This window comes from Yersinia massiliensis, assembly GCF_003048255.1.
GTDB lineage: Bacteria > Pseudomonadota > Gammaproteobacteria > Enterobacterales > Enterobacteriaceae > Yersinia > Yersinia massiliensis_A.
The window spans coordinates 4,470,595-4,494,321 of record NZ_CP028487.1 but is presented as its reverse complement, the minus strand read 5'-3'; the positions used below and the strand labels follow the sequence as shown (position 1 = coordinate 4,494,321).

Sequence of the window (23,727 nt, the reverse complement as noted above, 5' to 3'; positions counted from 1 at the left end):
AATTCTTTCTCGTTGTACCAAATTGATGACGAGTAGACCCTAAACTGAATTTTCTGTCAGCGGAATCGAACTTAATTGTTCTGACTCTTTGGATTAATGACTGCAGTACAGGCTATTCCGAACTATTCCATTTGAGATGTCGCGATGATCGCTCAGCATTGTCGCACTTGAATAACGACAGAGAAAAAGGGCAATGATTGGACAACACGATAATGATGATTCGGCAGTGCGATGTAATTCGGTAGATCCACTTAATTCAGTTCAGCAAGTGGCTCGTTGCCTATCTTTACAAGATCAACTCGTATTGGCGATACCGACAAATAAGTCCGGTACATTGACGTTTCACTCCCGTTATTCAGGTAAAGAGATAGCAATAACCCAACCTTCGCTATTTATTTGCGATAGCTTAGTGGGAAATCAGGATCATTGGTCTGTGGATAGCATCACGCTGGCACATTTAATCGAGATTATTGCCACAATTGATTCAGCACGGGGAAAATCATTACTGCGTAATACAGGAAATGAAACTTCCGCTTCTTTAGCGTGGCCAGAAGTTATTTTCGTTGAACCTACGGAGCATTCGGCAAAACCATCAATTAATAATATTGTTACTGATTTAATGTTACGGCATCAAACGGAATTCAATATTTGGTGCCAATCATTACGTAAATATGAAGCTTACGGAATAATGAGCTTCTTACTTTCATCATCAGAGCAAGTCAATAATGTCAGTATTAGTTACCTAAGTGGACGATATGGTGTGTCTACTGCTTACTTCAGATATTTGTACAAACAAAGTTTTAATAATACAGCCAAGAAGAAAATGATGAGTGTCCGGATGGCCTCTGCTGTATTACGGCTTATCGAAAGTGAAGCCTCAATCCTGAATATAGGGCTTGATGCTGGATATTGTTCCGCTTCTCATTTTACCAATGATATTAAAAAAGAACTGGGGTTAACGCCTTCAGAAATACGACGCCTGGAGGCGATTTTACATGAAATTTAATTACCGAGGAGTGATTTGCTTATCACTCTTATTATTGACCGGTACGGTTAGCCCATTGAGTGCCAATGTGGTGACGGCAATGCCGGTTGATCAGGAAGACCTGAGTGATTCTTTTGTCGCCAGTAATATCAAAGTCGGTAAATTGTTTGATGCCGTGGCTGAGCGGCTGAATAAGCCTATTATTCTTAGCAAGCTGGCTGCGGAGAAAAAAGTAACCGGTAATTTTAATCTAGCAAACGCTGATGAAATGTTTAAAGCACTGGCTCGCCGTATGGCATTGGTATGGTATGACGATGGTGCGAGTATTTATGTGTATGACAACAGCGAAATGCGCAGTGTCATTGTCCACACTCAAGCCGCTGGTAGTGCGCAGGTTCTTAACTATATTCAGAAAACCGGTATCTTTGATAAGCGCTTTCCTGTTCGTACCCAAGGGGATAACCGCTTACTGTTTGTCTCAGGGCCACCCTTATATGTTGAGTTGATTAGTGCTGCTGCTGCCTATCTTGACGAGCGCATTAAGCGGGAAGATTTAGCCGGTGGTGAGGTAGCTGTCATCCCACTCAAGCATTCTTCGGTAACCGACCGTACTTATAGCCAACGCGGGCAGACTATCACCATTCCTGGGATGCTATCGTCATTGAATGCATTATTTCAGGGCGATAACGGTGCTTCAGAAAATAATCTGACTATTCATCCTAAAGAAAATGAAGCTAAGCCTATCGAGGCTGGTTTTCCGTTGCCGCCATCCATTGACGGGGGAGGTGATTTAGCAAGAAAAACGGTTAACTCTTCTGCTCGAAAAAGCCCCTTCTCTTTGGTGGCCTATCCCGATAGCAATAGCTTGGTGGTGAAAGGAAGCCCAGACCAAATTCGCTATGTTCGCCAACTGGTACAGACCTTAGATAATAGCCGCAGTCAGGTGGAATTATCGTTGTGGATTATCGATGTAGTGCGCAGCAAAGTGGATGATCTGGGTGTGCGCTGGGAAGTCGGGAATTTAGGTGTGGGTGGCGGTGCGGTGACGTTTAACCGAAGCACTTTGACCGATAGTAAGACTTTTCTGGCTCAAATCGATGCTATCAGTAAAAGCGGTAATGCGCGCATTGTTTCGCGTCCGGTGATTTTGACTCAGGAAAATGTCCCTGCACTATTTGATAACAACACCAGTTTCTACACTCGGGTAGAGGGGGAGCGGGTGGCGACCTTGGAGCAGGTGACTTATGGCACCATGATCAACGTGCTACCTCGTCTCTCCGCAGGTAACAGTGTGGAAATGGAAGTTAACATTGAAGATGGGGGGCTCAGTCGCGATAAGTCGGGGAAAGTGTCTGATGTTGAGGGATTACCACAGGTTAACCGCACCAATATTAATACCGTCGCACGTATCGGACGAGACAATAGCCTACTGATTGGCGGATATACCCGTGATCAGATCGAAGATAACGAAAGTCAGGTTCCGCTATTAGGTGACATTCCGGTGCTGGGGAATTTGTTTAAATACCGAGCGCACAACCAACAGAAAATGATCCGTATTTTCTTAATCCAGCCGCGGATACTGGATGAAAACGAATCTTGGGATGGTCGCCAGTTCTCTGAGAATGAACGCCTAAACCGCCAAGATAGCCAGTTAAGCGGTACGGTTAAGTTCCTGCAAGACTACATAAGCCAACCATGGCAATAGGACCCGTTGGCGGGAATAGCCGCTTTTTAGTGGGGCAGCGTGACAAGAGTGCTTCCTCGACTCAGGTCAGTGATGATGCTGATGAAACCTCACGCGGTCAGGGTGTGATTGATGACAACGGCGAATATGCGTCGATGTCCATGCTAGCAGCAAGCCACATTCGCCGCGGTGGGGGGAAAGCGGATCACAAAGAAGAATGGATGAGCTTTGCTGAACGTATTTTGGATGGGCAGGCGGATGAAAAGCTCCTTCATGTAGAAGGGGTACTTCATGGTCGGTTGATGACGCCACAGCAATTACGTGCATTTTTGCTTCAATATTTTACCGATCCCAGTGATTTACTTATGGCATTGGCTGCATTGATTAATCGCAATCGGCTAAAACGCAAACAGATTGAACATCTTAATGAGTTGCGAGAATTACTGGAAGCGGAAGACCTTAACCGAAGCGCACAGGCCGGGGTCAACATCGCCTTAGTCGCCAAAGCTTTTGCACAAAGAATGCAACAGTCCGCAGGAGATCTGAGAATGCTCTATCGTGAGTTTCTCAGCTACGAGGGGCCAGTGGTCTATCTCTATGAGCAATGGGCGGATGAGCAAGATGCAGAAGAACGTGAAAATATTATGCGCTATCTGGCGCGTGCCTTAGCTTGCGATCTACAGGTATTGCCACTGGGAAATGTCAATGTCAATGAATTTGGGCGCTTCTTTAACCGCGTCCGATGTTTAAGGGAAATGCAGTCACTCGATGGAATATTTCGCCAGCGTTTTTTGCACGCAGGATTCGCCTTTGTTGGTCAATATGGTGAGAAAGCCCTAAGTCAATTATTTACTCGGGGCATCCGCGACCAAGCGTGTTTTAGTGAAAGTTTACTGACTTTTTTTTCACAGCAACTCTGCGTATTAAGTAGCGATATGCGTGCACGTTTTTTGCAGATTTTAATTATCGCTTTTTCCACGTTACCAACTGGCGTTTTTCAGTCGTTAGAAGAGCGCGAACACCTTATGACCGAATTGAAGGAAAGCATGGATCACCTTATGGCGATGGAATTGACTTTAGCTCAACGGACATTAAGTGATAAAAAAGAGAATATTTTATGAATAAAATAACCGGACTATTATTAGATATTCGCAAACGTCCTGAATTGATGGTTTTAATCATCATGGTAATGGTTATTGCGATGCTGATTATTCCGCTACCGACTATTTTGGTCGATTTGTTAATCGGCTTGAATATCATGATATCAGTATTGATATTCATGGGGTCATTTTATATTACCCGGGTACTGGATTTTAGATCATTCCCGTCCATCTTATTAATTAGCACTTTATTTCGGCTAGCATTATCAATCAGTACCAGTCGACTTATTTTAATTGAAGCCGATGCTGGCGATATTATTGCCACATTTGGCCAGTTTGTTATTCAAGATAATCTGGTCGTTGGGATGGTGGTCTTTGCCATTGTCACGATTGTACAGTTTATTGTGATAACGAAAGGTTCAGAACGTATTGCCGAAGTCGCGGCGCGTTTCTCGCTGGATGCGATGCCCGGTAAGCAGATGAGCATTGATGCTGATCTTCGTGCGGGTGTTATCGATGAAGCAACGGTGAAAGAGAAACGTAATGAGATGGAAAACGAAAGCCAACTTTACGGCTCTTTTGATGGTGCGATGAAGTTCATCAAAGGGGATGCTATCGCCGGTATTATCATTATTTTTGTTAACTTGATTGGCGGTATTTCCGTCGGTATGGCTCAACAGGGCATGGATATGTCCACCGCGCTTAATACCTTTACCTTGTTGACGATTGGTGATGGTCTAGTGGCGCAAATCCCTGCACTGCTTATTTCCATCAGTGCCGGCTTTATTGTGACCCGTGTGGGCGGAAATGAGAAGAATCTCGGTGAAAATATTGTTTCTGAACTGTTCGCCAAAGATTTCACGATTCTGATTACGGGTATTATTGTACTGGCCATTGGTTTCCTGCCTGGATTTCCTACCCATATATTCCTGCTGCTGTCCGGTTTAATGTTTGGGCTGTTATGGTATCGCTTCTATCAAAAACGTCAGGATAAAAAACAGCTATCAGGTGAAAAGCAAGGCGAGACGGGAGTCAGTATTGATGTGGCAGAAGGTGAGACTCGGCGGGAAAGCCATGAGTCGGAGGATGAATATGTCCCTGAAACACTACCGATTATTATTTCTGTGAGCCAAGCGCATAAGACGTTATTAGAGGAGAATTATTTTCTCTCACGTATTAAGAAAGATATTTTTGTTCGCTATGGCTACCGTATTCCAGATATTGCCATTAACTATTCGCCGGTAGTACCTGATAACAAAATTATTGTGCTTATTAATGAAGTGCAGGCGGGGAGTTATAATATCTGTTTTGGGGGTTATCGTCTTCTCACTGTTAATGATGAACTGGAATATCTTGGATTAGAGTTGACTCAATATAGTGATGATAACAGAGTCGTTAGTTCTTGGCTTGAGGGTAAGTATGTTGATGAGATTAAGCAGTTAGGGTTAATCGTACGTGATGATATGCAAGAAATGATCGATTGCATTGGAACGCTATTATTGCATCACATTTCTGAATTCTTTGGTATTCAAGAAACAAAGAACTTACTCGATGATTTGGAAAAGAAATACCCTGAATTATTAAAAGAGTGTTATCGCCACGCAACAGTCCAAAAAATCACTGAAGTATTTCAGCGTTTGCTGATGGAAAAGATTTCTATTCGTAATATGAAGTTGATTCTGGAAACGCTGGTGCAGTGGGTCCCGAAAGAAAAAGACGGCATGATGTTAGTCGAATATGTTCGGGGTGCGATGGCCCGATATATCTCATCCCGTTTTGCCACCGACGGGCGTTTGAATGTCCTGATGATCAATGCCCAGTTTGAAGATACGATTCGTCAAGGAATTAGGCAAGCTTCTGGAGGCGGTTTTCTTAATCTTGAACCAGCGAAAACAGACGAAATTATTCAGGCATTTTCGCTGGCATTGGAAAACAGTTATTTATCAATTCGTGACATGAATGTTCTTGTGCCCGTTGATATTCGTCGTTTTGTGAAAAAAATCATTGAAAGTCGCTTTCCTGAATTAGAGGTTCTCTCATTTAACGAGATCTCCGAAACAGTGAAAGTTAATGTCATTAAAACTGTATAAAGGAGAGTTAACATGAAATATCGGTTTATCGAAGCGTTAAATACATTTTTATCTTATGAAGGTCGTCAGGATTTAATTAATACTCAATTAGATTGTCACTCTACTATTCAGTTGGAGTTGAACGAGTCGCCACCCATTAACGTCGATCTGGCGAGTGATGATGTTATTTTGTGGAGCAACCTTTATGAATATCATGCCACAGGTTTCGATACTAAAAGCAGCTCATTATTAAGCGAACTGTTGGCTTATACACCGCGTAATTTCCAAATTGGGCAACCCGCGCTGAATATTACCAATGATACTTTTGTCCTTTCCGCAGTCATGCCTGAAGCCGCGATGAATGACCCGCAGTTATTCTCCGCCAGTCTGGAAGAGTTTTATGAGCGCAGCCATCAGCTCATGACACTGTTAACTGCTTAAGTGATGAAAATTTTTGAAACCTGCGCGCATCCGTCGCGCATTCATGGTTGTCTCATTGAAGCCCCACTGCAAGGGGTCTTTATCGGTGAAATATGTCTGATTGAGCGTGATTTACGCCAGCGAGAAGTCATTGCCAAAGCTCAGGTTGTCGGTTTTAGAGGCAATCTGACCCTATTAAGTTTGATTGGTCGGGCGCAAGGAATGACACGTGACGTGGTGATCCGCCCGACTGGCCAACCCTTTGTTTTTGAAATGGGTGATCATTTAGCGGGAAAGATTTTTAACGCCGTTGGGGAGGAAGTTGGTGTTCTGAGCCGTGAAGCTACGATAGTGAAATCCCCATACACGACTTCGCGTCGAGTTGATAGCCCGCCGGTTGGCGTTGAGCTGCGTCGCCCGGTTAATGAGCCTTTGGTCACGGGTGTTAGGGCGATCGATGGTTTACTCACTTGTGGGCGAGGGCAACGTATGGGGATCTTTGCATCCGCAGGCAGTGGTAAAACGTCCTTAATGAGTATGATCATGAACCATGCGGAGGCGGACATTTGTGTTGTCGCGTTAATTGGTGAACGTGGCCGCGAAGTCACGGAGTTTATCCATGAGCTGCAAGCATCACCGCGCAGTGCACGAACTATTTTAGTGTACGCCACATCAGATAGCCCAGCCGTAGAGCGATGTAATGCCGCTTTATTGGCGACTGCAATTACAGAGTATTTTCGCGACCAGGGGCGAGATGTGTTGTTGTTTGTTGATTCAATGACCCGATATGCACGTGCCTTGCGTGATGTCGCACTGGCCGCAGGGGAGCTTCCGGCTCGACGCGGTTACCCTGCTTCTGTTTTCGAACAACTTCCACTTTTATTAGAACGTCCCGGCGTATTACAGCATGGCTCGATTACGGCGTTTTATACGGTTCTGTTGGAGAGTGAAGAAGAATCTGACCCCATTGGGGATGAGATTCGTTCGATTATTGATGGTCATATTTATCTCAGTTCAAAACTTGCCGGACGGGGCCATTATCCCGCCATTGATGTTCTGCACAGTATCAGTCGCGTTTTCTCCAAAGTCAGTACTCCCCACCATCGTCAGGCGGCGGCCAAAACACGTGAAATGCTTGGGCGGCTGGATCAGATACAGCTTTATCTTGATCTCGGTGAGTACCAGCGTGGTGAGAATGCAGACAACGATCATGCGTTGGATAAGCGGGATGCAATCGAAGCGTTCTTACAACAGTCAATGGAGGATTCGGGCAATTTTGAAAGTACGCTCAGTCATATCAATGAGTTGGCAGGCTAATGGTTAAGAATTTGCTGAGTTTGACGGAGCGAAGGCTGGAGCGAGTAAAGCAAGAGCGGCAAACATTGCTGCGTGCGATACAGACCCTGAAGCAAGAACAGCAAGATATTCATATGCGTGTTAACGCTCTGGAAGCCCAGAGTACTCTTTATGAACAGTCCGCAGAGCTTACTCGTGACGCTTTTTTTGAGCGGCAACGTCATAAGGCGGCCTTATTGGCAGAGGTTGCCCGCCTGTTATACCAACAGGAGAGCTTAAGCTCGGAACAGAAAAAACTCGAGCAGCAACAACGGTTGTTACAACAAAGATTAATAGAGACGAATAATCGGTATGAGAAATTCCAAAGTTATCTAAAGCAGGAGCGTCTCAGACTGAGGTTAAATTTAGCACTTCAACAGCAAGACGAAATTGAGGAATTATCCACGTATGGTGGCGATAAAACAGGCACCTAATAGCACTGCATTTGATCTCAAGTGTGATGACTCCGCCCGAGTGTCTCCGTCGAAAGTTCGGCGTGGTGATAATGAACCGAAAGTGAGCTTTATACGGGAGGAAGCGCAAAAAAAAGCAGCAGAGTTGCTGGAGAAAATTAAGCAGCGCAAAAAAAAGATGGAAGAGCAGGTTGCTCCGGCGGTACTGATTCCCGTCATGACAGTGAGCAATATGCCCCTTAGCACGCAGCTTAAATTGCAGGCCGCACCTTTACCAAGCACTGAACATTTTCAGGCGGGAGAGATGATGCCATCCCTGCAAAACGTGGTAGCAGTCCGACCCCAAACTGGTGAGAAAACGTCGGCTAAACCCGTCATGTCAGGTGAGTTTATCGGCGAAAAAGCACCGATAAGTACCGTTGAGGCTAAAACAGATACTCAGCTAAATGCTGTCCAACAAGATAGCGATGCTGTTCCATTGGATGCCTTATCTTCAGCGAATCGTGACCAGTCAACAATATCGAAAGTTTCTGTCGCCTCGTTATCCGCTGAGGGGCAAAAACAGAATGATCACGACACCTCGGTCAATGCTCGCCGGCCTGATGTCGTGGCCAAAGAGGGTGATATTGCTTCATCAGCACTGGGCCATGAATTGAGCACTGCTGCTTTACATGCGCAGAAAAAAGCGCCTGCTCAAGGTGATGAGTCACCGCTTGAACTGTTTACCCAACAGCCGGCTGTACAGTCTTCTTCGTTTGCGGAGCCAGTCGAGGTTAAAGCGCCGAATAGGGCGCTACCCGAGGCATTAGTGGCTGAAGGTAAGCCGACAGCAGGGAATCGCACACTGAGTTACACCTTCACTCAGTGGAAAAATAGCCCGGTGGTGACGTTTGAGTTATCTGGTGCAGGTGAACTAACTGCGATAACGACTAGCGCCGACGTTCAGCAAACGCTACAGGAAAATCGGCATTTACTGACATCGGATAACCCGTTGCGTTTTCGCGATGATGAGCAAAATAAAGAGCGTCGCGAGCAGCAACAAGCCGAGCAAGAGGACGAGGCATAACCATGCTTAATATTCGTCGACTCAGTACGCTTCAGATTCAGGTGATGCGCTGGCAACAGCGCTATCAACCAGAAAAAAGTGCGATTACCCCCGAAACTGGGGAACTTTATTTTCGTGCTCAGCTATATAGCACCACTGAAAAAATCTCTGTGCTAATACCTGTTGATCAGTGGTGTTGTCATAGTTGGCCTGAGCTGAACAGCTGTGCTTGGCAAGCATTGGATAGCCAGAGTCTCGTCAGTGTTTTCATGAACAAAAATGAAGGTTGTACTTTTTTCGCGAATGAGTTTCGCGTGGACAGTGTTGAGATTGTTGAAGGTGGAGTGATTAATCGACCTTGGCTGACAGTTATGGAGCCTTTGTTAGGGACCGTATTGTTAGCGTCACCGATTCGCCAGCTTGAGGCTGTATCTGCCCGAATGAACATTGGGTCAAACGTGACTCAACAGCTTGATTGGGTACTGGGCTACAGCTACATCAGCGCAGGTTTATTACAGACGCTAGCACTGCGTGATGTGCTCTGTATTCAGCAACTGCAACTGCAATTAACCATAGCGGGTCGTGCGATAGCCCGTTTTCAGAAACAGCAAGAGGGAGTATTCGTGGTGGAAGAAAATATTGACTATGCCTCGGGGGCGGAAGATACCCTGCCAAGGTTGGATGACGTGCTGCCGGAGGACTCACCACGCCCGTTCAATATGGGTGATGTCACTGTAAAATTAACCTTTGTATTAGGCCAAAGTGAAATCCCATTAGAAGAATTGGCCTTTATTCAACCAGGTTCAGTGTATGAGTTAGGTGCAGATAAAGATCGTGAAGTGAAAGTTTACGCCAATAAGCAACTGATCGCGGAAGGGGAGCTTATTTATATCGGTGACGATAATGAGTTGGGTCTGGAGGTCACAAAGTTGGCGTGCCAAGGCCATTTAGGGTCATAAGTCGATGCCAACTATTCCCAGCGATATTCCCTTATTGGCGATTGTTGCACTTTCTACATTGCTGCCTTTTATTATCGCGGCGGGGACTTGCTACTTAAAGATCTCAGTAGTGTTAATCATGGTCCGTAATGCCATGGGCGTGCAACAAGTCCCCTCCACCATGGCACTTAATGGGATCGCACTGTTGCTCTCACTGTTTGTGATGATGCCAGTTATCCAAGATGTGCATCAGTATATGCGCACCGAACAAGTTGATTTCAGCAATGCTGAGTCGATGGATAACTTTGTTGAAGGAGGACTAGGCAGCTACAAAGCCTACCTGAAAAAATACTCTGACCCAGATCTGCTTAAGTTCTTCGAGTCAGTCCAGCAGGGGCGTAGTGAAGATCCAACCGTAGAAGAGGACATTGAACCAACCTTATTCTCATTGTTACCGGCGTACGCATTGAGTGAAATTAAGTCAGCATTCGAAATTGGATTTTATATCTATCTACCGTTTGTGGTGATTGATCTGATTATCTCCAGCATTTTGCTCGCCCTTGGGATGATGATGATGAGTCCAGTCACGATTTCTGTTCCGGTAAAGCTAATTTTGTTCGTGGCAATCGACGGTTGGTCACTTATCTCTAAGGGGCTGATTATGCAATACATGGAACTGGCGCAGCATTAGTAAGGTAATTAACAGATGGACGAAATTATATATGCCAGTAACAAAGCTATGTTGCTCATCGTGCTGCTGTCGGCAATTCCGGTCTTTGTTGCGACGGTCGTCGGATTATTAGTGGGCTTGATTCAAACCGTGACTCAGCTTCAAGAGCAAACGCTGCCCTTTGGCATCAAATTACTGGCGGTGTTTGGATCGCTATTTATGATCTCAGGTTGGCTGTCCGATAAGGTCATGAATTATGCCACTGAAGTACTGGCGATCGCACTGGCACCTGCGGGGATCGGCTAATGAGTGCGGAGGCGCTGGGGTTTTACGTATCGTTCTATTCTGCTTTTCAGATAGGGTTATTGAAGTTGGTACTCGCTTGGGTACGGATCGCACCGGTGTTTTTTTTCTTGCCGTTTCTCAGTGCTAAGTTACTTAACAGCGGCATTATTAAGAATTGTGTTGCTGTCTTTCTGGCTTTAGGGCTGTGGCCTTTTTTCTCAGCACATGAAATCGATTGGGAAGAGACATTTTTAAGTGAACTCATCCTATATGAGCTGACTGTCGGTTTGATTCTGGCATTTATTCTTAGCTTGCCGTTTTTTATCGCTAATATCATCGGTGAACTGATAGATAACCAACGAGGGGCGACGATCAGCGATACTATCGATCCAGCAAATGGCGTGGAGTCTTCCGAGATGTCCGTCCTAGTCAGCTATATCATTGTGATGATTTTTCTGGCACAGGGTGGAATGTTGTTACTGGCGCAGACTTTTGCTGAGAGCTATCGGTTATTGCCCTTTGCCGCAGGTTTTACACATTTCGATAGCTTGCCGTTGGGGCGCTGGCTCAATCAATTAGTGGTGCAAGGGATTATTCTTGCAGCTCCTATTTTGGTGACTTTATTTATTACGGAGGTTGCGCTAGGGCTATATTCCCGTTTTTGCCCCCAGCTCAACGCCTTTTCTTTATCATTAACCATTAAGTCCGTCATTGCATTCATGGTGTTCTTACTCTATTTCCAGAATGAAGTCCCTTCTATTTTGGTGAATATGATCTCCCTGAGCCCGCTGTACGATATTTTTGGCGTAGCGCAGCAATAATCGCGGAGGTGTAATATGGCAGAAAAAACAGAAAAGCCTACCGAGAAAAAAATTCGCGATTCGGCAAAGAAAGGACAAAGTTTTAAAAGTAAGGATATGGTTGCCGCTGTAGTATTAGTTGCTGGAGCAATGGCGATTTCCGGTTTCTCCAGCTTATATGGATTAGGGAGTTTACTGCAAAAGATTTTACTCTCCCCGACCGAAATTGGTGTTGAAGCATTTTTGGATAAACTATATAGCTTATTTTTATGGGCCGTGGTTCCAGTTTTACTGGCCTGCTTTTTACCTGGTGCGATCATTTCGCTATTACAAAGTCGCTTTCGTTTGGCGACAGAAGCGGTGAAAATTGACTTTTCTCGCTTAAATCCGATTTCAGGTATAAAAAAAATATTCTCCATGCGCTCATTAAAAGAGTTCGTGAAAGCTTTTTTCTATTTATTGGTGTTTGGAACGTCAGCATTACTGTTTTTTGTTTTTTGGCGACAAGAGATATTTATGCTCTATCGCACCACAATCAATGGAATGATTAATCAGTGGGCTCATCTGTGTATTGTTTTTATTGTTGTTTTTCTGGCTGTGGCATTATTGGTTTTGATTATTGATACACTCACCGAATTTTTCCTTTTCATTAAAGATTTGAAAATGGAAAAACAAGAAGTGAAGAAAGAATATAAAGATAATGAGGGAGATCCTCATATTAAGAACGCCCGTAGAGGTTTGCATCAGGAGCTATTATCGGAAGAAGTGAAGTCTACTGTCCGTGACTCGACCTTTGTGATGGCAAACCCGACGCATATCGCTATGGCAATCTATTTTAATGATAATGTGGCTCCATTGCCATTCATCATGATGAAAACCAAAGGAATACAAGCAAAAGCGATAATAGCCTATGCCGAACAACAAGGGATACCGGTTGTGAGGGATATCCCTTTGGCTCGCCAATTGTGGCGGAACTATCGTAAAGACAGTTTTATCGATGAGCAGGGGCTAGATGATGTGATGAAAATTATTCACTGGCTGATACGTGTTGAACTGGAAAATATGGGCATTGATATTGATGCCGTACTTGAGCAATTAGAGAGAAAAAATGATCCCACAAATGATGTTGAGGAGGGAAACAACAGCAACCATACCGCTTAAATCGCTTTTTATAAGAACACCTTTTTAAATTTAATTATGATGCATGCATTGGTATTGCATCATATTTCTTAAAATATAATCCAGGAGAGTATATGAACCAGAACCATGATGCAGAACAAAGCCAAAATGAAGATATGGAAGCTGTGCTTGATGACGTTTGTCAGGCATTAATGGATGGCGCTAGTTATAAAGATATTCACGGTATCCCACAAAGTACAATGGATGGACTTTATGCTTATGCGTATGAGTTTTATCAACAGGGTAAGTTAGACGAAGCCGAAACGTTTTTCCGTTTTCTCAGTATATATGATTTTTATAATACTGATTATGTTATGGGGCTAGCAGCAATTTACCAACTGACAAAACGTTATTCCAAAGCAGCAGAACTTTATTCTCTTGCTTTTGTTCTGGCTAAAGATGATTACCGTCCATTATTTCATGCGGGTCAGTGCAACTTGATGATGAAAAAAAGTAGCGCGGCACTGCATTGCTTTGAAAGTACTTATAACGGGACATTGGATACTGAGTTACAGCAGAAATCTTCCGTATATATCACCGCATTGAAACGAAATCTGACTGAGAAAAGGCAGACAGAAGAATCAACTTGATTTAACAAGGTAAATCGTATGGTTAATGCAACACAGACGAGTAATGAACGTATTAATAATATTCGAGCTTTTACCCAGGGTGTGAATATTAACCAAGTACGTGATGAGACGACTAAAAATCTGTTAGCACTTGAGGATGCTTGTCGAGAATTAGCCTCAACTGAGCAGGAACGTCGTCACCGCCGAGAAGGTAGCCCGTTACTAGCAGCACCAAAAATAAGTCTGTCTCAGGCCTATTTAATGTCGAATACACCCGAAAAACTTAAAGGAGATGCGACCAATCGAACCGAAGGAAAAAACCAAAAAACGGCAGAGACTCAAGGATTTAATGCCTCTGCAGCGTTGTTCGAATCTATTGCGACATTACGCCAGCTCTTGCACAGCAATAATTTGAGTGAACTACGTGGCCGTTTACAACTGATCAACGCTGAATCCTCTGCACTACGCCAGCATGGCGATAAATTGTTATCAGCATTGGAACAGGGCCTTGGCGAACTGAAAGCCGCCACGGATAAGGCTGAAACTTGTAGCCAAGCTTTGCAACAAGGCAAAGACACCGTACTTAGTCTTACGCAACAACAACAATCATTAGAAACGCAACTCAGTGACAGCAAGTTGCAATTGAACAACAGCAATGTTTCGACGCCGAAAAGTGGTCAAAAGCTGGCGACGGAAAGCCTCAATACACAGACGACGAAAAGTCAAAATAAGCTCACTCCAGAGGGCAGCAATAAGCCAGCACTCGAGAATAGCCAAAAATTAACGCTAGAGCAGACGGCGCAGCTTCAGGCAAAAATCACGATGCTAGAAGACAAACTGACTGTTTTGGCCACCAAGCAGGCTGAAGCCAACCTGAATGTCTCAGTACTCGAAAGTAACCATAAATTGGCGTTAACGCAGGCGACGAAACTTGCAGTGCAAGCGAACAACAGTCGCATCGAAATCAATAATTTTATTGAGAGTGCTCCACGTCCACCACAAGTGGAGGGCGAACGTTGGGAGAGTTCATTGGCCCTGCTGACCTTGCTAACCGCGCAGCTGAAAAAGGCTATGAACGAGGACAGCATTAAAAGTATGCGTCAACAGCAAGAAGTGATGGAAGCCATCAACGAAGCCTCGCGTAAAGACTCTGAAAAGAAAGCAAAAGAAGCGGAAGAGGCCCAACGCAAAGCTGATGAAGCGAATAAGGCCGCTTCCTGCGCCAGTAAAGTTTTCGGTTACATCATGCTAGCCGTGTCCGTGATAGCAACCGTGGCCAGTTTGGGAACGGCGGGGCCACTCATGATAGCTGTCGCCGCCATTGGTATTGCCATGACCGTGGCCGATATCGTGCTGGAGGAGACAGGGAATAGCAGCTTGATGGGGATGCTAGCGGCAGAGATTTCGACGGGTGTCACCAATATGTTGATTGCATTTGGTGTTCCGGAAGAACAGGCCAAAGAGATCGGCAGTATTGTAGGCATGATATTAGCCGCAGTGGCATTCCTCGCGGTCTCATTGTTCTCAATGTCTTCATTTGCCAAAAATGCCGGTCAAGCTGCTGTCAATATCAGTAAGCAAGTCGTGACTAACGTGATGAAAAGCGCAGTAAAAGCCTTGCCGCGCCAGCTCACTGGTGCGCTGAGTCGAGTTGGCGGTAAAGCCACTAATTTGAGCCAACCTTTGGCGAAGTTTGCTGATAAAGCAGATGATGTGGCCAAAGTCGTCGATAAGGTGGAAGACGCAGGAAAAATCACCAATGTCACGGCTCGCAAAATCGAGCTTGGCCTCAATGGCACCAATATGGCTCTGGGTGTAACCAACGCCGCCGTTAGTGGTGGATTGAATTTACATGCCAGCGCCCTTATCCGAGATATGAAAGAACTGCTGGCAGATATGCTGCGTAATAACACTGCCATTCAGGCGATTGATGAGCTGCTTAAAGCACTAATTAAGTCTATGGGGCAAGCATACGACCAAATCAACGAGATGTTTGAAGGCATGCTCACCGCACTGAATGAATCTGGCCGTTCGAAAGCCAACATGATGAAAAGCAGTTTTGCTTAATTAATTACAAGAGAGATTATTGATGACCACTATTCAACAAGCCCCCCACATCGCTAATGTCAGAATGAACCCAAACCTTACCCCATTACCAACGTCAACGGGGAAAGAACAGATCACGGCAAACAATCTGAATGTGCAGGATGTTAAATCACTGACTAGCGATTTTACCGCTGCGAGCGGGAAGCCGCAGTTGGCAGCTCCTTTGGTGGGTATTAGCCATGACGATATGTCGACCCAACTTAACGATTTGAGCAATCCAGAAAATACCGCTCGTTTAGATGATTTACGCATTGCAATGTCAATCACTCCCGAGGGGCTAAAACAAGCCCTGAACCATGTTTTACAACGCGAAATAGCTGCAACTAGTGAGAGTGCTGGGAACCGTGTGTTGCTTGATGCACTCATGGCAGATGATGTTGAACAGCGTAATTTGACGGCCGCCGCGCAGACCATGTTATCGAGCTCGTTATTAAAAGAGACACAGGCTGTGCAATTGGGGGAAGAGAGTCTAGACAACATTGCTGAGTCAAAAGATTCGGTGAAGGAGAGTCGTTTTATTGGCATTCAAACCAATGACATGATGCGATTTATGCTCAGCATGCTGCGTCAAGTTATGGCGGAGATCAATATCTCTGAGCGTCGAATTAACAGCATGTTTACTACGCTCAGCGCCGATATGACTGAGAAGGCAGCGGAATCAACCATCCGAGAAGGGAAGGAGATTTTTAATGGCGCAATCGCAGGGTTCGCCACATCACTGGGGATTGCGGGGGCTGGTGCTGCTTTTCAGGGCCGAGGCTTAAGTAAGCAGAATCAGGTCGTGAATAAGCATCTGAAGCCAGCAAATATTGACCGCGCCCAAGCGCAGAGTATGGCACGTAATCTGCATAAAATGGATGCTCCCACTCTTGCGAAGGCTAATGATGCCAATAATTTCATGGAGATCGGTGGGCATCGAATCGATATTGGTGCAAAACAAACTCCAGCCGTGAAGGGGAACTCATCTTCAGACGTGACGGCAAAACCATCTCAAGTTGAGACGACTAAGCCATCTCAAGTTGAGACGGCAACGCTAGCTGAGCAGACAAATGCCAAGCAGGCAAATATAAAGAGCATTAATGACGTGCAGAATCGAGCGGAACTTCATGGGCAAGAGTATGACCGGAAGACCAATAAATATCGCACGCAAGGCAGCATTGCTGAGCAGATGTCGCGTATGTCTGATAATGCTGGTCAGTTAGCAAATAACTCAAATCTGTCGGCCGTCAAAGAGAGCGAAGCAGACAAGATGATCCAAAACAGCACTGCTGAGGTTGCTCGTAGTATTGCCAGCGATAAAGAGAAACAGATTGATCGCAGCCAAGAGGCAATAAAAGAGATGCGCCAGCATATGAGCAACATGCGTGACTCGACTATTCGTACAAACCAAAGTTTGATTAAGGGATAATCACGATGGCAGAAGCGATAGTCACATCAAGGCCTCTGCCTCTCCTCGTGGGGGGGCACGCGAGAAGTACGCCAATGACGCACAGTGATGGAAACCAATCGGCAGCGATGGCCTTGCAAGGAATGGATACGCTTATCTTGTCTCAAGATAAAAACGATCCCTATAGCGCCGCAACACTATTATTGGCCCAAAATCAGTCTCTGTTACCTTTATCAAATTCATATACAAACGGTATGAATTCTTCATTGTCGACGAATGCGGATGATGTTCAAGGCCAATCACGTCAATTACACCGTGATTTACAGCGGAGTAGTGATAACTATAACAAGATGGCTAAAAATTTTTCGTCAGCAGCGGCTACCAACGGTACTGATGGAGGTTTCCAGTTCGCCAGATTAAAGAGATCGACGAATAGCGGAGTAGCAGCAAAACCGCTTGGTTCTGAGGGAACACCACCTCATATTGACGCGCTGGAAGGTCTGATAAACACCATACATGGCGGTTATCAGAAAACCTATTCTGAGATCAACCAGAAAGCCGCTGAATTTATGAAAGATGCCAACACTGCGATTGGGAAAATGAGTGATTTCATTAAGGCCGGCAGTGATGGAAAAATTCATTTTCGTCCAAAAGCCTTTTTGGAGGAAATGAATAAAACTTTCTCAAAATATACGCACTTCAATGCGTATGGACAAGGTCATTATCAGAATTGGTCACCAAATGATAACTCGACAAAACTTATTCACTCTTTTAGTGGCGATGATACCGCACTCGGTTTTTGGAAGGAAAAACTCGGTGATGGGTATATCGTAAAACGAGGCGGCGATGGAAAAATTGAAATATTTCCCAACTTAACTGCGATTAGACAGATATATGCCAGTGTAGCCAATAGTAGTGCGAATTGGGAAGGCGGTGATATGGCATCACAAAGTTTCCAGAGTTTGCAAACAGCGATTGATAGCCAAAAGAACTCAGTCAATAGTAGCGTTTCGCAATTGTTGGAAAGATTCCGTCAGGATAACAGCACGTTTGAAACGATGATCCAGCTGCTAACCAAAATGACAGAAGATCTGCACCGCTATAATGCTGGCTATTTACAATAGTTAAAGAGCAGCAAACTTCACGTTTGTTGCTCTGTTCATTGGAGCTTATTTTCATACCTTTTACTCAAGTATATTCTGGTCAGATAATATAACGAGAGGGTGTAAATATGAGCTCTCCCTTATCTAACTCACATCGGCCTGTTGTGTACTCTTCACTCTCTATGTTTTCGGTATTGGGTATTTTCAATGTGTCTCTATTTTCAAGCTTACTAGCTGATGATAGCAATACTTCTCTGTGAGTGAGAATAGATATGATAATAAGCATGCAATTAAGTGCAGTGGAGGATAGATGCTCAAAAAACTTTCTGATAGCTGCAATACTATCTAACCCAAGTATTTTTCATTTCAGTAAGCAGTATCGTCTCGCTAATTGTTTAATTAATTTACAATGAGTAATAGTCATGAATATATCAACTTCACCAAATTATACTTCCCAACAAGTTGCACCGAGAAAACCCAATCCCTCTAATAGTTATGGGCCTTTGGTCGCTGAGAATATCACTAAAATATCTACTACGTCACAAAGTAATCCACTGGATGTTGCAAAATCTAGTGAGAACAATAAGTGCCACTCTTTCTGTTCAGATTCAGCTAATGGTAAACCATTAGGGGATGTTAATGGAACAAAAAATATTAATTTTTTTTACCAGTATATGAGTAAAAACTCAAGTAAGGTTAACGAGTTAGAGCAGTTTGCTAAAGTAATGAGCCAAGGAAATGAAAATTCCATTACGTCCTCAAATATCATGTATGGAACTAAAGCTTCTCTTGCGCTTTTTAAGTTTCTTCCTGAAGATAAAATAGAAAAAGTGAAGGATCAAGCAGTAGCATTCTATAAATCGATGCTGACGCTATCAAACGACGGTACCAAGGAAAAAAATGCGAATAAAGCATTGGAGAAGTTTTCTAATGCAATTTTTGAGCAACTGGGAATTGATACTAATGGAGCGAACAAGCAAGAAAATCTTGATTCAGTTTGCCAAAAATACCTGCAAGATAGTGTTTATCCGGATATTATAGAAAAACTTTCAACTGTATTAGATGCTGAACAACTTCAGGAATTGAAGGCGAATCCGGAAATAGTTCTACAGAAGCTCTATCCTGAACTTAATAAAGCAAACGATGAAAATATTAGTAAGTTGAAGGAAGGTTTTCTTAAACATAAAGAGGGGAATAATAAAGCGCCTCAAATGTTTTTCTTGATGACAGCGTTGGAACACAAAACGCAAATCATCGCTAGAAGAATCGAGAAAAATACTAGCCCGGATTCAGCTGCCTCACAGCCAAATACCGAACCACATTTACAACACTCTCCTCCAGCCGAGCCACCAATAGATTATGATATGGGCTTACCCGCATCATTGCCTAACACTAAAGCATATTCTCAACGCTCGCCCATGCCTGAACCTCTTATTGATTATCGTAGTGCGCCAGCTACCACCCAGCCTGTCGGCTCTTTTTCGCCGGTATTTTCTCCATCGATCAACGTAAGCCCTATCATTAATAACAATATCAATGAGCTGCTCACCCCATTAGCGCCTGTTTTCAATAAACTGGCGGATGCGTTAGATCGCGTGACTTTACTGACAGAGCGGCTATTGCCGGGCAATATTGAGTCAACTCGTCGTGCAGATATTCCTGATGTCGTGGTCCCAACAACAAGGGGTCAATCTGAAAAGATTATTTCTGATGTTGTGACCTCTGGAACAACAGACAAAGCTGAAAAGATTGTGCCTGATGAAGTGAAGGTAGAAAAACAACCACAACCGGCTACCACTGTATCTAAAGCCCGCCCCCCATTGATTGAAAAAGAGAAACCGGTCATTGATGATGAAATAGACAGTAGCTCGGCTTCCATTGTTGACGCGGTTTCAATCCCCCCGCTCACGGATAAGCCCGTTCCACCTGTTATTCCCGTTCCAGCATCCAGTGTTGAATACAAGGTGAATAGTCAGGCCAACGAGGTTCCATCTAAAGCGCCCGTAAAGAAAACGACTTATCAACTTAACTCACAGGGGGGCTACTTTGGTACTCAAGGGAACGTTCTTCCATCATACAAAGATGTACCCGTCGTGGCGTTGACCAATGGCGCGATATCGGGTTCCAGCCAATCATCGAGTTACAGGAAAAGCGGCATGCGTTATCTTGCCCAAAAAAATGCATCACCTACTGCTGTTGAGTTGGCAGATGCGAGAAAGGCAAAGGAGACTGAAAGTACTCAAGCACCTAAATCCCTTAATGCGTCCGGTTCTGAATTTATGGGAATCTCTTCTGAAGTTATTGATCTATTCCAGAAGCATAACGACGCATCTTCAGTGAAGAATATGGATAAAGCTCAATCAAAAGTATTGGGCTCTGTTAGCCCAACTCGTCAACGCCTATCTTATGAGCAACTCACTCAGGGTGGAAAATATAAGGAAGTGCTAGGGTCTATTCTGAAAGAGCAGGACAACGACAAACTTGTGTCAGTCGACCAACAAGATAAGGCGTCAGCGTCAGGGGCTAGTGTATGACCATTGAGAATGCACACTATTGCTGGCTCCTAAATGAACTCACTCAGATCCGTAGCTATGCAGGGCAGGCACAATGTATTGATAGGCAATCGCGCCTGATTATCGATCTGCATCTGGATTCTTTAGAGATGCTGGAGTTGGTGTCATCCGTGGAGCAATACAGTCAACAACCGCTTGAAGACCGTATTTGGATGGAGTGGCATCAGGTACAAGATGTACTGGACTATCTTGTCGATGCCAGCTCAGTACAAGAGATCGTATCTTAGTGCCATGATAACGAAAGAAACAGCCGCGGAGGGTTGCTTCTTTCTTCTTTGAATTGCGCTGGCTGTAAGCACTAATTGGCGACCGGTGCGGCTCTATTAGTCGCCACCGCCAACGAAACACCCGCCGCTCTCAATCGCGTTAATATACTGAAGAGTAACGCACTTTTGGTTGTACTGACCATGCGTGGGCTGGGGACCAAACCAGTAACACTGAGCACGATGCCGTCTGGACTTAACTGGCTAAATTTTACCGATGGGGCCGGCGTGGTGAGTATCGACTCATGTTCTTCGTAAGCTTCTATCAGCAACGCTTGCGCCAATTCAACATCTAAATCGAGTGGGAAGGTCAGCGCGATGGTCACCACCCCTTGAGCATTGGCCATGGTGGCATTGCGTACATTCTGAGAGATCAATTGGGAGTTCGGGACGATCACGGTCGAACGGTCAGTGAGCTGGATTTCAGTCGCGCGGACATTAATACGGCGAATATCACCTTCCACTCCACTGATACTGATCAAATCCCCGACTTTTACTGGCCGTTCGGTCAGCAAGATAATACCGGAAATAAAGTTTTTCACGATCTCCTGTAAACCAAAACCGATACCTACCGACAGGGCACTGACAATCCAGGCTAATTTATTCCATTGGATACCGAGTACAGATAACGTCAGTAAAATCACCAGCACGTAACCAATATTACTGAACAGGGTGACAGCTGAGGTTTTTATGCCGTTATCCATCTGGGTTTTGGGCAGGAATTCATTATTTAACCAACGGCATGCCGCTTTTAATACATATATCCCAACAATCAGGCAAATTACGGCATTCAATAAGTTGGTTGGGACGATATTAAGCTTTTCCAGTCCTTCACCACTGAGAAGCTCCATGGCCTTTTGCAGCAACGAAATTGGCGTCGTTGAGCCGAAGGTGCCATTGAGCAGAGCGATAATCGCTAGCAGTATCAGAACCACTTTGCTGGTGGCGGATAATAACGTTGCCGCTTGTGCTAAATGACGATCGTCAATATTCAGCGATTGTTTAATGGCTTTACCGGCACTGCTAGTGGGGGAAAAGAGACTTTCTGCTGTATCAACGAAGAGATGAATCAGTAAATAGAGACATGCCAGAACTAGGCAGCTCCATACCAGTTTGTAGCTTAAGAATTTTGCGAGAGCGATATAACCGACCAACAATGACAACAATATGGCCACCGCTGTAATGCCGATGGCGAAATGAATCAGCCCGGCGAGCGTGGAATAGGCTTCAGGTTTTTCGCCACTGATGATGAGTTTACGTCGCACCCGATTGGCGCGTAATGGAATAATAGCGGCGGTGAGTGCCATTAACAGTGCCGATATGCCATTACCAAAAATGGCCGCTGAAACGCTGATATTGATCATATTATTCATTTGATCAATCGCGCCAAAAATCAGGATACAGCTGGCTAATAACGGTGGGAATTGTTTCAGCGAGATGGCGACCTCATCGGCAATCGCGGGTAAACGCCATGAAGGGCGCTGATTGGATAAAAATGCACGCCCTAAACCGGCGACTAGCGCAGAGAAGAACATGAGTTGAACAAACGCGAGCGAAAAATCCATCACTAGCTGTGATGTGTCCGGCGAGCGGGTAAAAGCTTGAGTGATGCATTGTGCCATCGTCACGGTAATGAGCACGGTCGATAACGTGGTCGCCGATGCCATAAAGCTACGACGTAATGGGCCTTGTGGGAGGCAGTTGGTGCAGAACCAAGCGGTTAGGATATCGAGGAACTTAAAGCCAAATGCGCCGATAAGCAGTGTTAGCAGCAGGTACATTGACGTACCCAAACGCCATTCAGGGTCCCAAGCGGTATTCCAAGCGTCGCCGAGTTCTTGCATAAAATCTTTTAATCGACTGTCATCATCGGCATTCGGGTTGACGATCGGTGCCCAGAAATGTGCTCCCAGAATACTCCCAGAATTTAAGGCGATTTGTGATTTCAGGGCAGTACGCCGTAAGGCAGTGATCTGTGTAACCAAATTATCGGCATTGGTTCTAATGGACTGAGCTTGATCATTCTGACCATCGAGCTGAATTTTACGCGTGTTCAGCACCCGCCGTTGTTGCGCCACGACAGACGTTTCAGGTAAGGCTCCGGCGGCAGGTGGCGGGCCTAACACATCCAGTTGTGCTTGCAATTGCTCTCGCTTGGGTTTCAAGTCGGCGAGTAATATATCGGCATCGCGAACCAAGGCTAAGGCGGTTTCATTGAGCACACTTAACTGGTTATCGGACGCACTGACAGAAATGTTCTGCTTCAGCTTATCGAGCTGTTTTTGTAGGCTAATCAGTTGCACAGAAACCGCCGGCTTTGCCGGTTCTTCGCTGCTGTCAGACGTGCTGTCTGATGCGGTGGCAGCTAAGACATTACCTGCTGCAGAGGTAAAAATAAGTGCTAGTAATAGGCATAGCAGCGAAAAATAGCGACGTGAAGCAACGAACCCAATCTTTTTCATAAAACCGGTTAGCCTGAAAGTGAGTGCCATAATTAACCCAATAACTGAGTGTAGGCGCATTACGTCATGTCGAAGCATCGTTGTCGCCTATCTGGCGGCTATTGTGGCACATAGATTCAAATCCTGAATCATCTTACTCCTATAATTACCACTAAAAAATAAATGCTAAGGATAATAATTATCATTGTAATTATTAGTCGCATTTAATAAATTGTTCGCTGCAATTAGGAACCCCACTCATGTGGCACGCAGGCAAGGGTATTTGCAATGCGGAATAGCAATGGATGCTAATCAATAACCATCTATTTCACATGCTTATGCCCTGAATGTTTCGTGTTGCT

20 protein-coding genes are annotated in these 23,727 nt (G+C 44.8%); 19 read left to right on the top strand and 1 reads right to left on the bottom strand.

Annotation, left to right across the window (positions count from 1 at the left end; translation table 11 throughout):
• Positions 1 to 193 precede the first annotated feature (193 nt).
• The 19 genes from DA391_RS20860 to DA391_RS20770 all read left to right on the top strand — a co-directional run bounded on the left by DA391_RS20860 (position 194) and on the right by DA391_RS20770 (position 20,888).
• Positions 194 to 1,006, top strand: a complete 813-nt coding sequence (locus tag DA391_RS20860; RefSeq protein ID WP_108088164.1) for a helix-turn-helix domain-containing protein — start codon at positions 194 to 196, stop codon at positions 1,004 to 1,006.
• Positions 996 to 2,690: a type III secretion system outer membrane ring subunit SctC gene (sctC, locus tag DA391_RS20855; RefSeq protein WP_057644115.1), complete on the top strand. Its 1,695-nt coding sequence runs from the start codon at positions 996 to 998 to the stop codon at positions 2,688 to 2,690. The genes DA391_RS20860 and sctC overlap by 11 nt, the downstream gene beginning before the upstream one ends.
• Positions 2,681 to 3,790: a type III secretion system gatekeeper subunit SctW gene (gene sctW / locus DA391_RS20850; RefSeq protein WP_057644119.1), complete on the top strand. Its 1,110-nt coding sequence runs from the start codon at positions 2,681 to 2,683 to the stop codon at positions 3,788 to 3,790. Before sctC ends, sctW begins: the two co-directional genes overlap by 10 nt.
• Entirely contained in the window at positions 3,787 to 5,859 is a 2,073-nt protein-coding gene (locus tag DA391_RS20845) for an EscV/YscV/HrcV family type III secretion system export apparatus protein (protein WP_057644122.1), read from the top strand. Before sctW ends, DA391_RS20845 begins: the two co-directional genes overlap by 4 nt.
• 12 nt (positions 5,860 to 5,871) lie before the next feature.
• Positions 5,872 to 6,279: a type III secretion system protein gene (locus DA391_RS20840; protein WP_057644126.1), complete on the top strand. Its 408-nt coding sequence runs from the start codon at positions 5,872 to 5,874 to the stop codon at positions 6,277 to 6,279.
• Between the two features lie 3 nt (positions 6,280 to 6,282).
• Entirely contained in the window at positions 6,283 to 7,575 is a 1,293-nt protein-coding gene (gene sctN / locus DA391_RS20835) for a type III secretion system ATPase SctN (RefSeq protein ID WP_108088163.1), read from the top strand.
• On the top strand, positions 7,575 to 8,027 hold the full coding sequence (locus DA391_RS20830; protein WP_057644132.1) for a hypothetical protein: 453 nt from the start codon (positions 7,575 to 7,577) through the stop codon (positions 8,025 to 8,027). The genes sctN and DA391_RS20830 overlap by 1 nt, the downstream gene beginning before the upstream one ends.
• Positions 8,002 to 9,072: a type III secretion protein gene (locus DA391_RS20825; protein ID WP_108088162.1), complete on the top strand. Its 1,071-nt coding sequence runs from the start codon at positions 8,002 to 8,004 to the stop codon at positions 9,070 to 9,072. The genes DA391_RS20830 and DA391_RS20825 overlap by 26 nt, the downstream gene beginning before the upstream one ends.
• 2 nt (positions 9,073 to 9,074) lie before the next feature.
• Positions 9,075 to 10,010 carry a FliM/FliN family flagellar motor switch protein gene (locus DA391_RS20820; protein ID WP_057644138.1) on the top strand — a complete coding sequence of 312 codons (936 nt, stop codon included), beginning with the start codon at positions 9,075 to 9,077 and terminating at the stop codon, positions 10,008 to 10,010.
• A 13-nt stretch (positions 10,011 to 10,023) separates the two neighbouring features.
• On the top strand, positions 10,024 to 10,680 hold the full coding sequence (locus DA391_RS20815) for an EscR/YscR/HrcR family type III secretion system export apparatus protein (protein WP_172678442.1): 657 nt from the start codon (positions 10,024 to 10,026) through the stop codon (positions 10,678 to 10,680).
• Positions 10,681 to 10,695: 15 nt separating this feature from the next.
• A complete protein-coding gene (gene sctS, locus DA391_RS20810; RefSeq protein ID WP_049605042.1) occupies positions 10,696 to 10,965 on the top strand; it encodes a type III secretion system export apparatus subunit SctS in 270 nt (89 codons plus the stop codon).
• Positions 10,965 to 11,765, top strand: coding sequence for a type III secretion system export apparatus subunit SctT (gene sctT / locus DA391_RS20805; protein WP_057644144.1), 801 nt, complete (start codon positions 10,965 to 10,967; stop codon positions 11,763 to 11,765). Before sctS ends, sctT begins: the two co-directional genes overlap by 1 nt.
• Before the next feature lie 15 nt (positions 11,766 to 11,780).
• Positions 11,781 to 12,905 (top strand): EscU/YscU/HrcU family type III secretion system export apparatus switch protein, encoded by a 1,125-nt coding sequence (locus DA391_RS20800; protein ID WP_057644147.1) that lies wholly within the window; start codon positions 11,781 to 11,783, stop codon positions 12,903 to 12,905.
• Between the two features lie 92 nt (positions 12,906 to 12,997).
• Complete coding sequence (gene sicA, locus DA391_RS20795) at positions 12,998 to 13,513, top strand: type III secretion system translocator chaperone SicA (protein ID WP_057644151.1); 516 nt, start codon at positions 12,998 to 13,000, stop codon at positions 13,511 to 13,513.
• Positions 13,514 to 13,531: 18 nt separating this feature from the next.
• The gene (sctE, locus tag DA391_RS20790) at positions 13,532 to 15,559 is read left to right on the top strand and encodes a type III secretion system translocon subunit SctE (protein ID WP_057644155.1); all 2,028 of its coding nucleotides are present in this window, start codon (positions 13,532 to 13,534) and stop codon (positions 15,557 to 15,559) included.
• Positions 15,560 to 15,581: 22 nt separating this feature from the next.
• Positions 15,582 to 17,006: an IpaC/SipC family type III secretion system effector gene (locus tag DA391_RS20785; RefSeq protein ID WP_050874606.1), complete on the top strand. Its 1,425-nt coding sequence runs from the start codon at positions 15,582 to 15,584 to the stop codon at positions 17,004 to 17,006.
• Positions 17,007 to 17,080: 74 nt separating this feature from the next.
• Positions 17,081 to 18,109: a hypothetical protein gene (locus DA391_RS24385; protein WP_050874608.1), complete on the top strand. Its 1,029-nt coding sequence runs from the start codon at positions 17,081 to 17,083 to the stop codon at positions 18,107 to 18,109.
• Positions 18,110 to 18,510: 401 nt separating this feature from the next.
• Positions 18,511 to 20,622 carry a hypothetical protein gene (locus DA391_RS20775; RefSeq protein WP_098905144.1) on the top strand — a complete coding sequence of 704 codons (2,112 nt, stop codon included), beginning with the start codon at positions 18,511 to 18,513 and terminating at the stop codon, positions 20,620 to 20,622.
• On the top strand, positions 20,619 to 20,888 hold the full coding sequence (locus DA391_RS20770; protein ID WP_050080974.1) for a hypothetical protein: 270 nt from the start codon (positions 20,619 to 20,621) through the stop codon (positions 20,886 to 20,888). Before DA391_RS20775 ends, DA391_RS20770 begins: the two co-directional genes overlap by 4 nt.
• 71 nt (positions 20,889 to 20,959) lie before the next feature.
• Here the strand turns inward: DA391_RS20770 and DA391_RS20765 are convergent, their stop codons facing one another.
• On the bottom strand, positions 20,960 to 23,416 hold the full coding sequence (locus DA391_RS20765) for a DUF3772 domain-containing protein (RefSeq protein ID WP_057644201.1): 2,457 nt from the start codon (positions 23,414 to 23,416) through the stop codon (positions 20,960 to 20,962).
• Positions 23,417 to 23,727 lie beyond the last annotated feature (311 nt).

What these genes read in the sequence shown, in the direction of transcription:
- DA391_RS20860 (WP_108088164.1), top strand. Translation starts at nt 194, where the DNA reads ATGATTGGACAACACGATAATGATGATTCGGCAGTGCGATGTAATTCG.
- sctC (WP_057644115.1), top strand. Translation starts at nt 996, where the DNA reads ATGAAATTTAATTACCGAGGAGTGATTTGCTTATCACTCTTATTATTG.
- sctW (WP_057644119.1), top strand. Translation starts at nt 2,681, where the DNA reads ATGGCAATAGGACCCGTTGGCGGGAATAGCCGCTTTTTAGTGGGGCAG.
- DA391_RS20845 (WP_057644122.1), top strand. Translation starts at nt 3,787, where the DNA reads ATGAATAAAATAACCGGACTATTATTAGATATTCGCAAACGTCCTGAA.
- DA391_RS20840 (WP_057644126.1), top strand. Translation starts at nt 5,872, where the DNA reads ATGAAATATCGGTTTATCGAAGCGTTAAATACATTTTTATCTTATGAA.
- sctN (WP_108088163.1), top strand. Translation starts at nt 6,283, where the DNA reads ATGAAAATTTTTGAAACCTGCGCGCATCCGTCGCGCATTCATGGTTGT.
- DA391_RS20830 (WP_057644132.1), top strand. Translation starts at nt 7,575, where the DNA reads ATGGTTAAGAATTTGCTGAGTTTGACGGAGCGAAGGCTGGAGCGAGTA.
- DA391_RS20825 (WP_108088162.1), top strand. Translation starts at nt 8,002, where the DNA reads ATGGTGGCGATAAAACAGGCACCTAATAGCACTGCATTTGATCTCAAG.
- DA391_RS20820 (WP_057644138.1), top strand. Translation starts at nt 9,075, where the DNA reads ATGCTTAATATTCGTCGACTCAGTACGCTTCAGATTCAGGTGATGCGC.
- sctS (WP_049605042.1), top strand. Translation starts at nt 10,696, where the DNA reads ATGGACGAAATTATATATGCCAGTAACAAAGCTATGTTGCTCATCGTG.
- sctT (WP_057644144.1), top strand. Translation starts at nt 10,965, where the DNA reads ATGAGTGCGGAGGCGCTGGGGTTTTACGTATCGTTCTATTCTGCTTTT.
- DA391_RS20800 (WP_057644147.1), top strand. Translation starts at nt 11,781, where the DNA reads ATGGCAGAAAAAACAGAAAAGCCTACCGAGAAAAAAATTCGCGATTCG.
- sicA (WP_057644151.1), top strand. Translation starts at nt 12,998, where the DNA reads ATGAACCAGAACCATGATGCAGAACAAAGCCAAAATGAAGATATGGAA.
- sctE (WP_057644155.1), top strand. Translation starts at nt 13,532, where the DNA reads ATGGTTAATGCAACACAGACGAGTAATGAACGTATTAATAATATTCGA.
- DA391_RS20785 (WP_050874606.1), top strand. Translation starts at nt 15,582, where the DNA reads ATGACCACTATTCAACAAGCCCCCCACATCGCTAATGTCAGAATGAAC.
- DA391_RS24385 (WP_050874608.1), top strand. Translation starts at nt 17,081, where the DNA reads ATGACGCACAGTGATGGAAACCAATCGGCAGCGATGGCCTTGCAAGGA.
- DA391_RS20775 (WP_098905144.1), top strand. Translation starts at nt 18,511, where the DNA reads ATGAATATATCAACTTCACCAAATTATACTTCCCAACAAGTTGCACCG.
- DA391_RS20770 (WP_050080974.1), top strand. Translation starts at nt 20,619, where the DNA reads ATGACCATTGAGAATGCACACTATTGCTGGCTCCTAAATGAACTCACT.
- DA391_RS20765 (WP_057644201.1), bottom strand. Translation starts at nt 23,416, where the DNA reads ATGGCACTCACTTTCAGGCTAACCGGTTTTATGAAAAAGATTGGGTTC.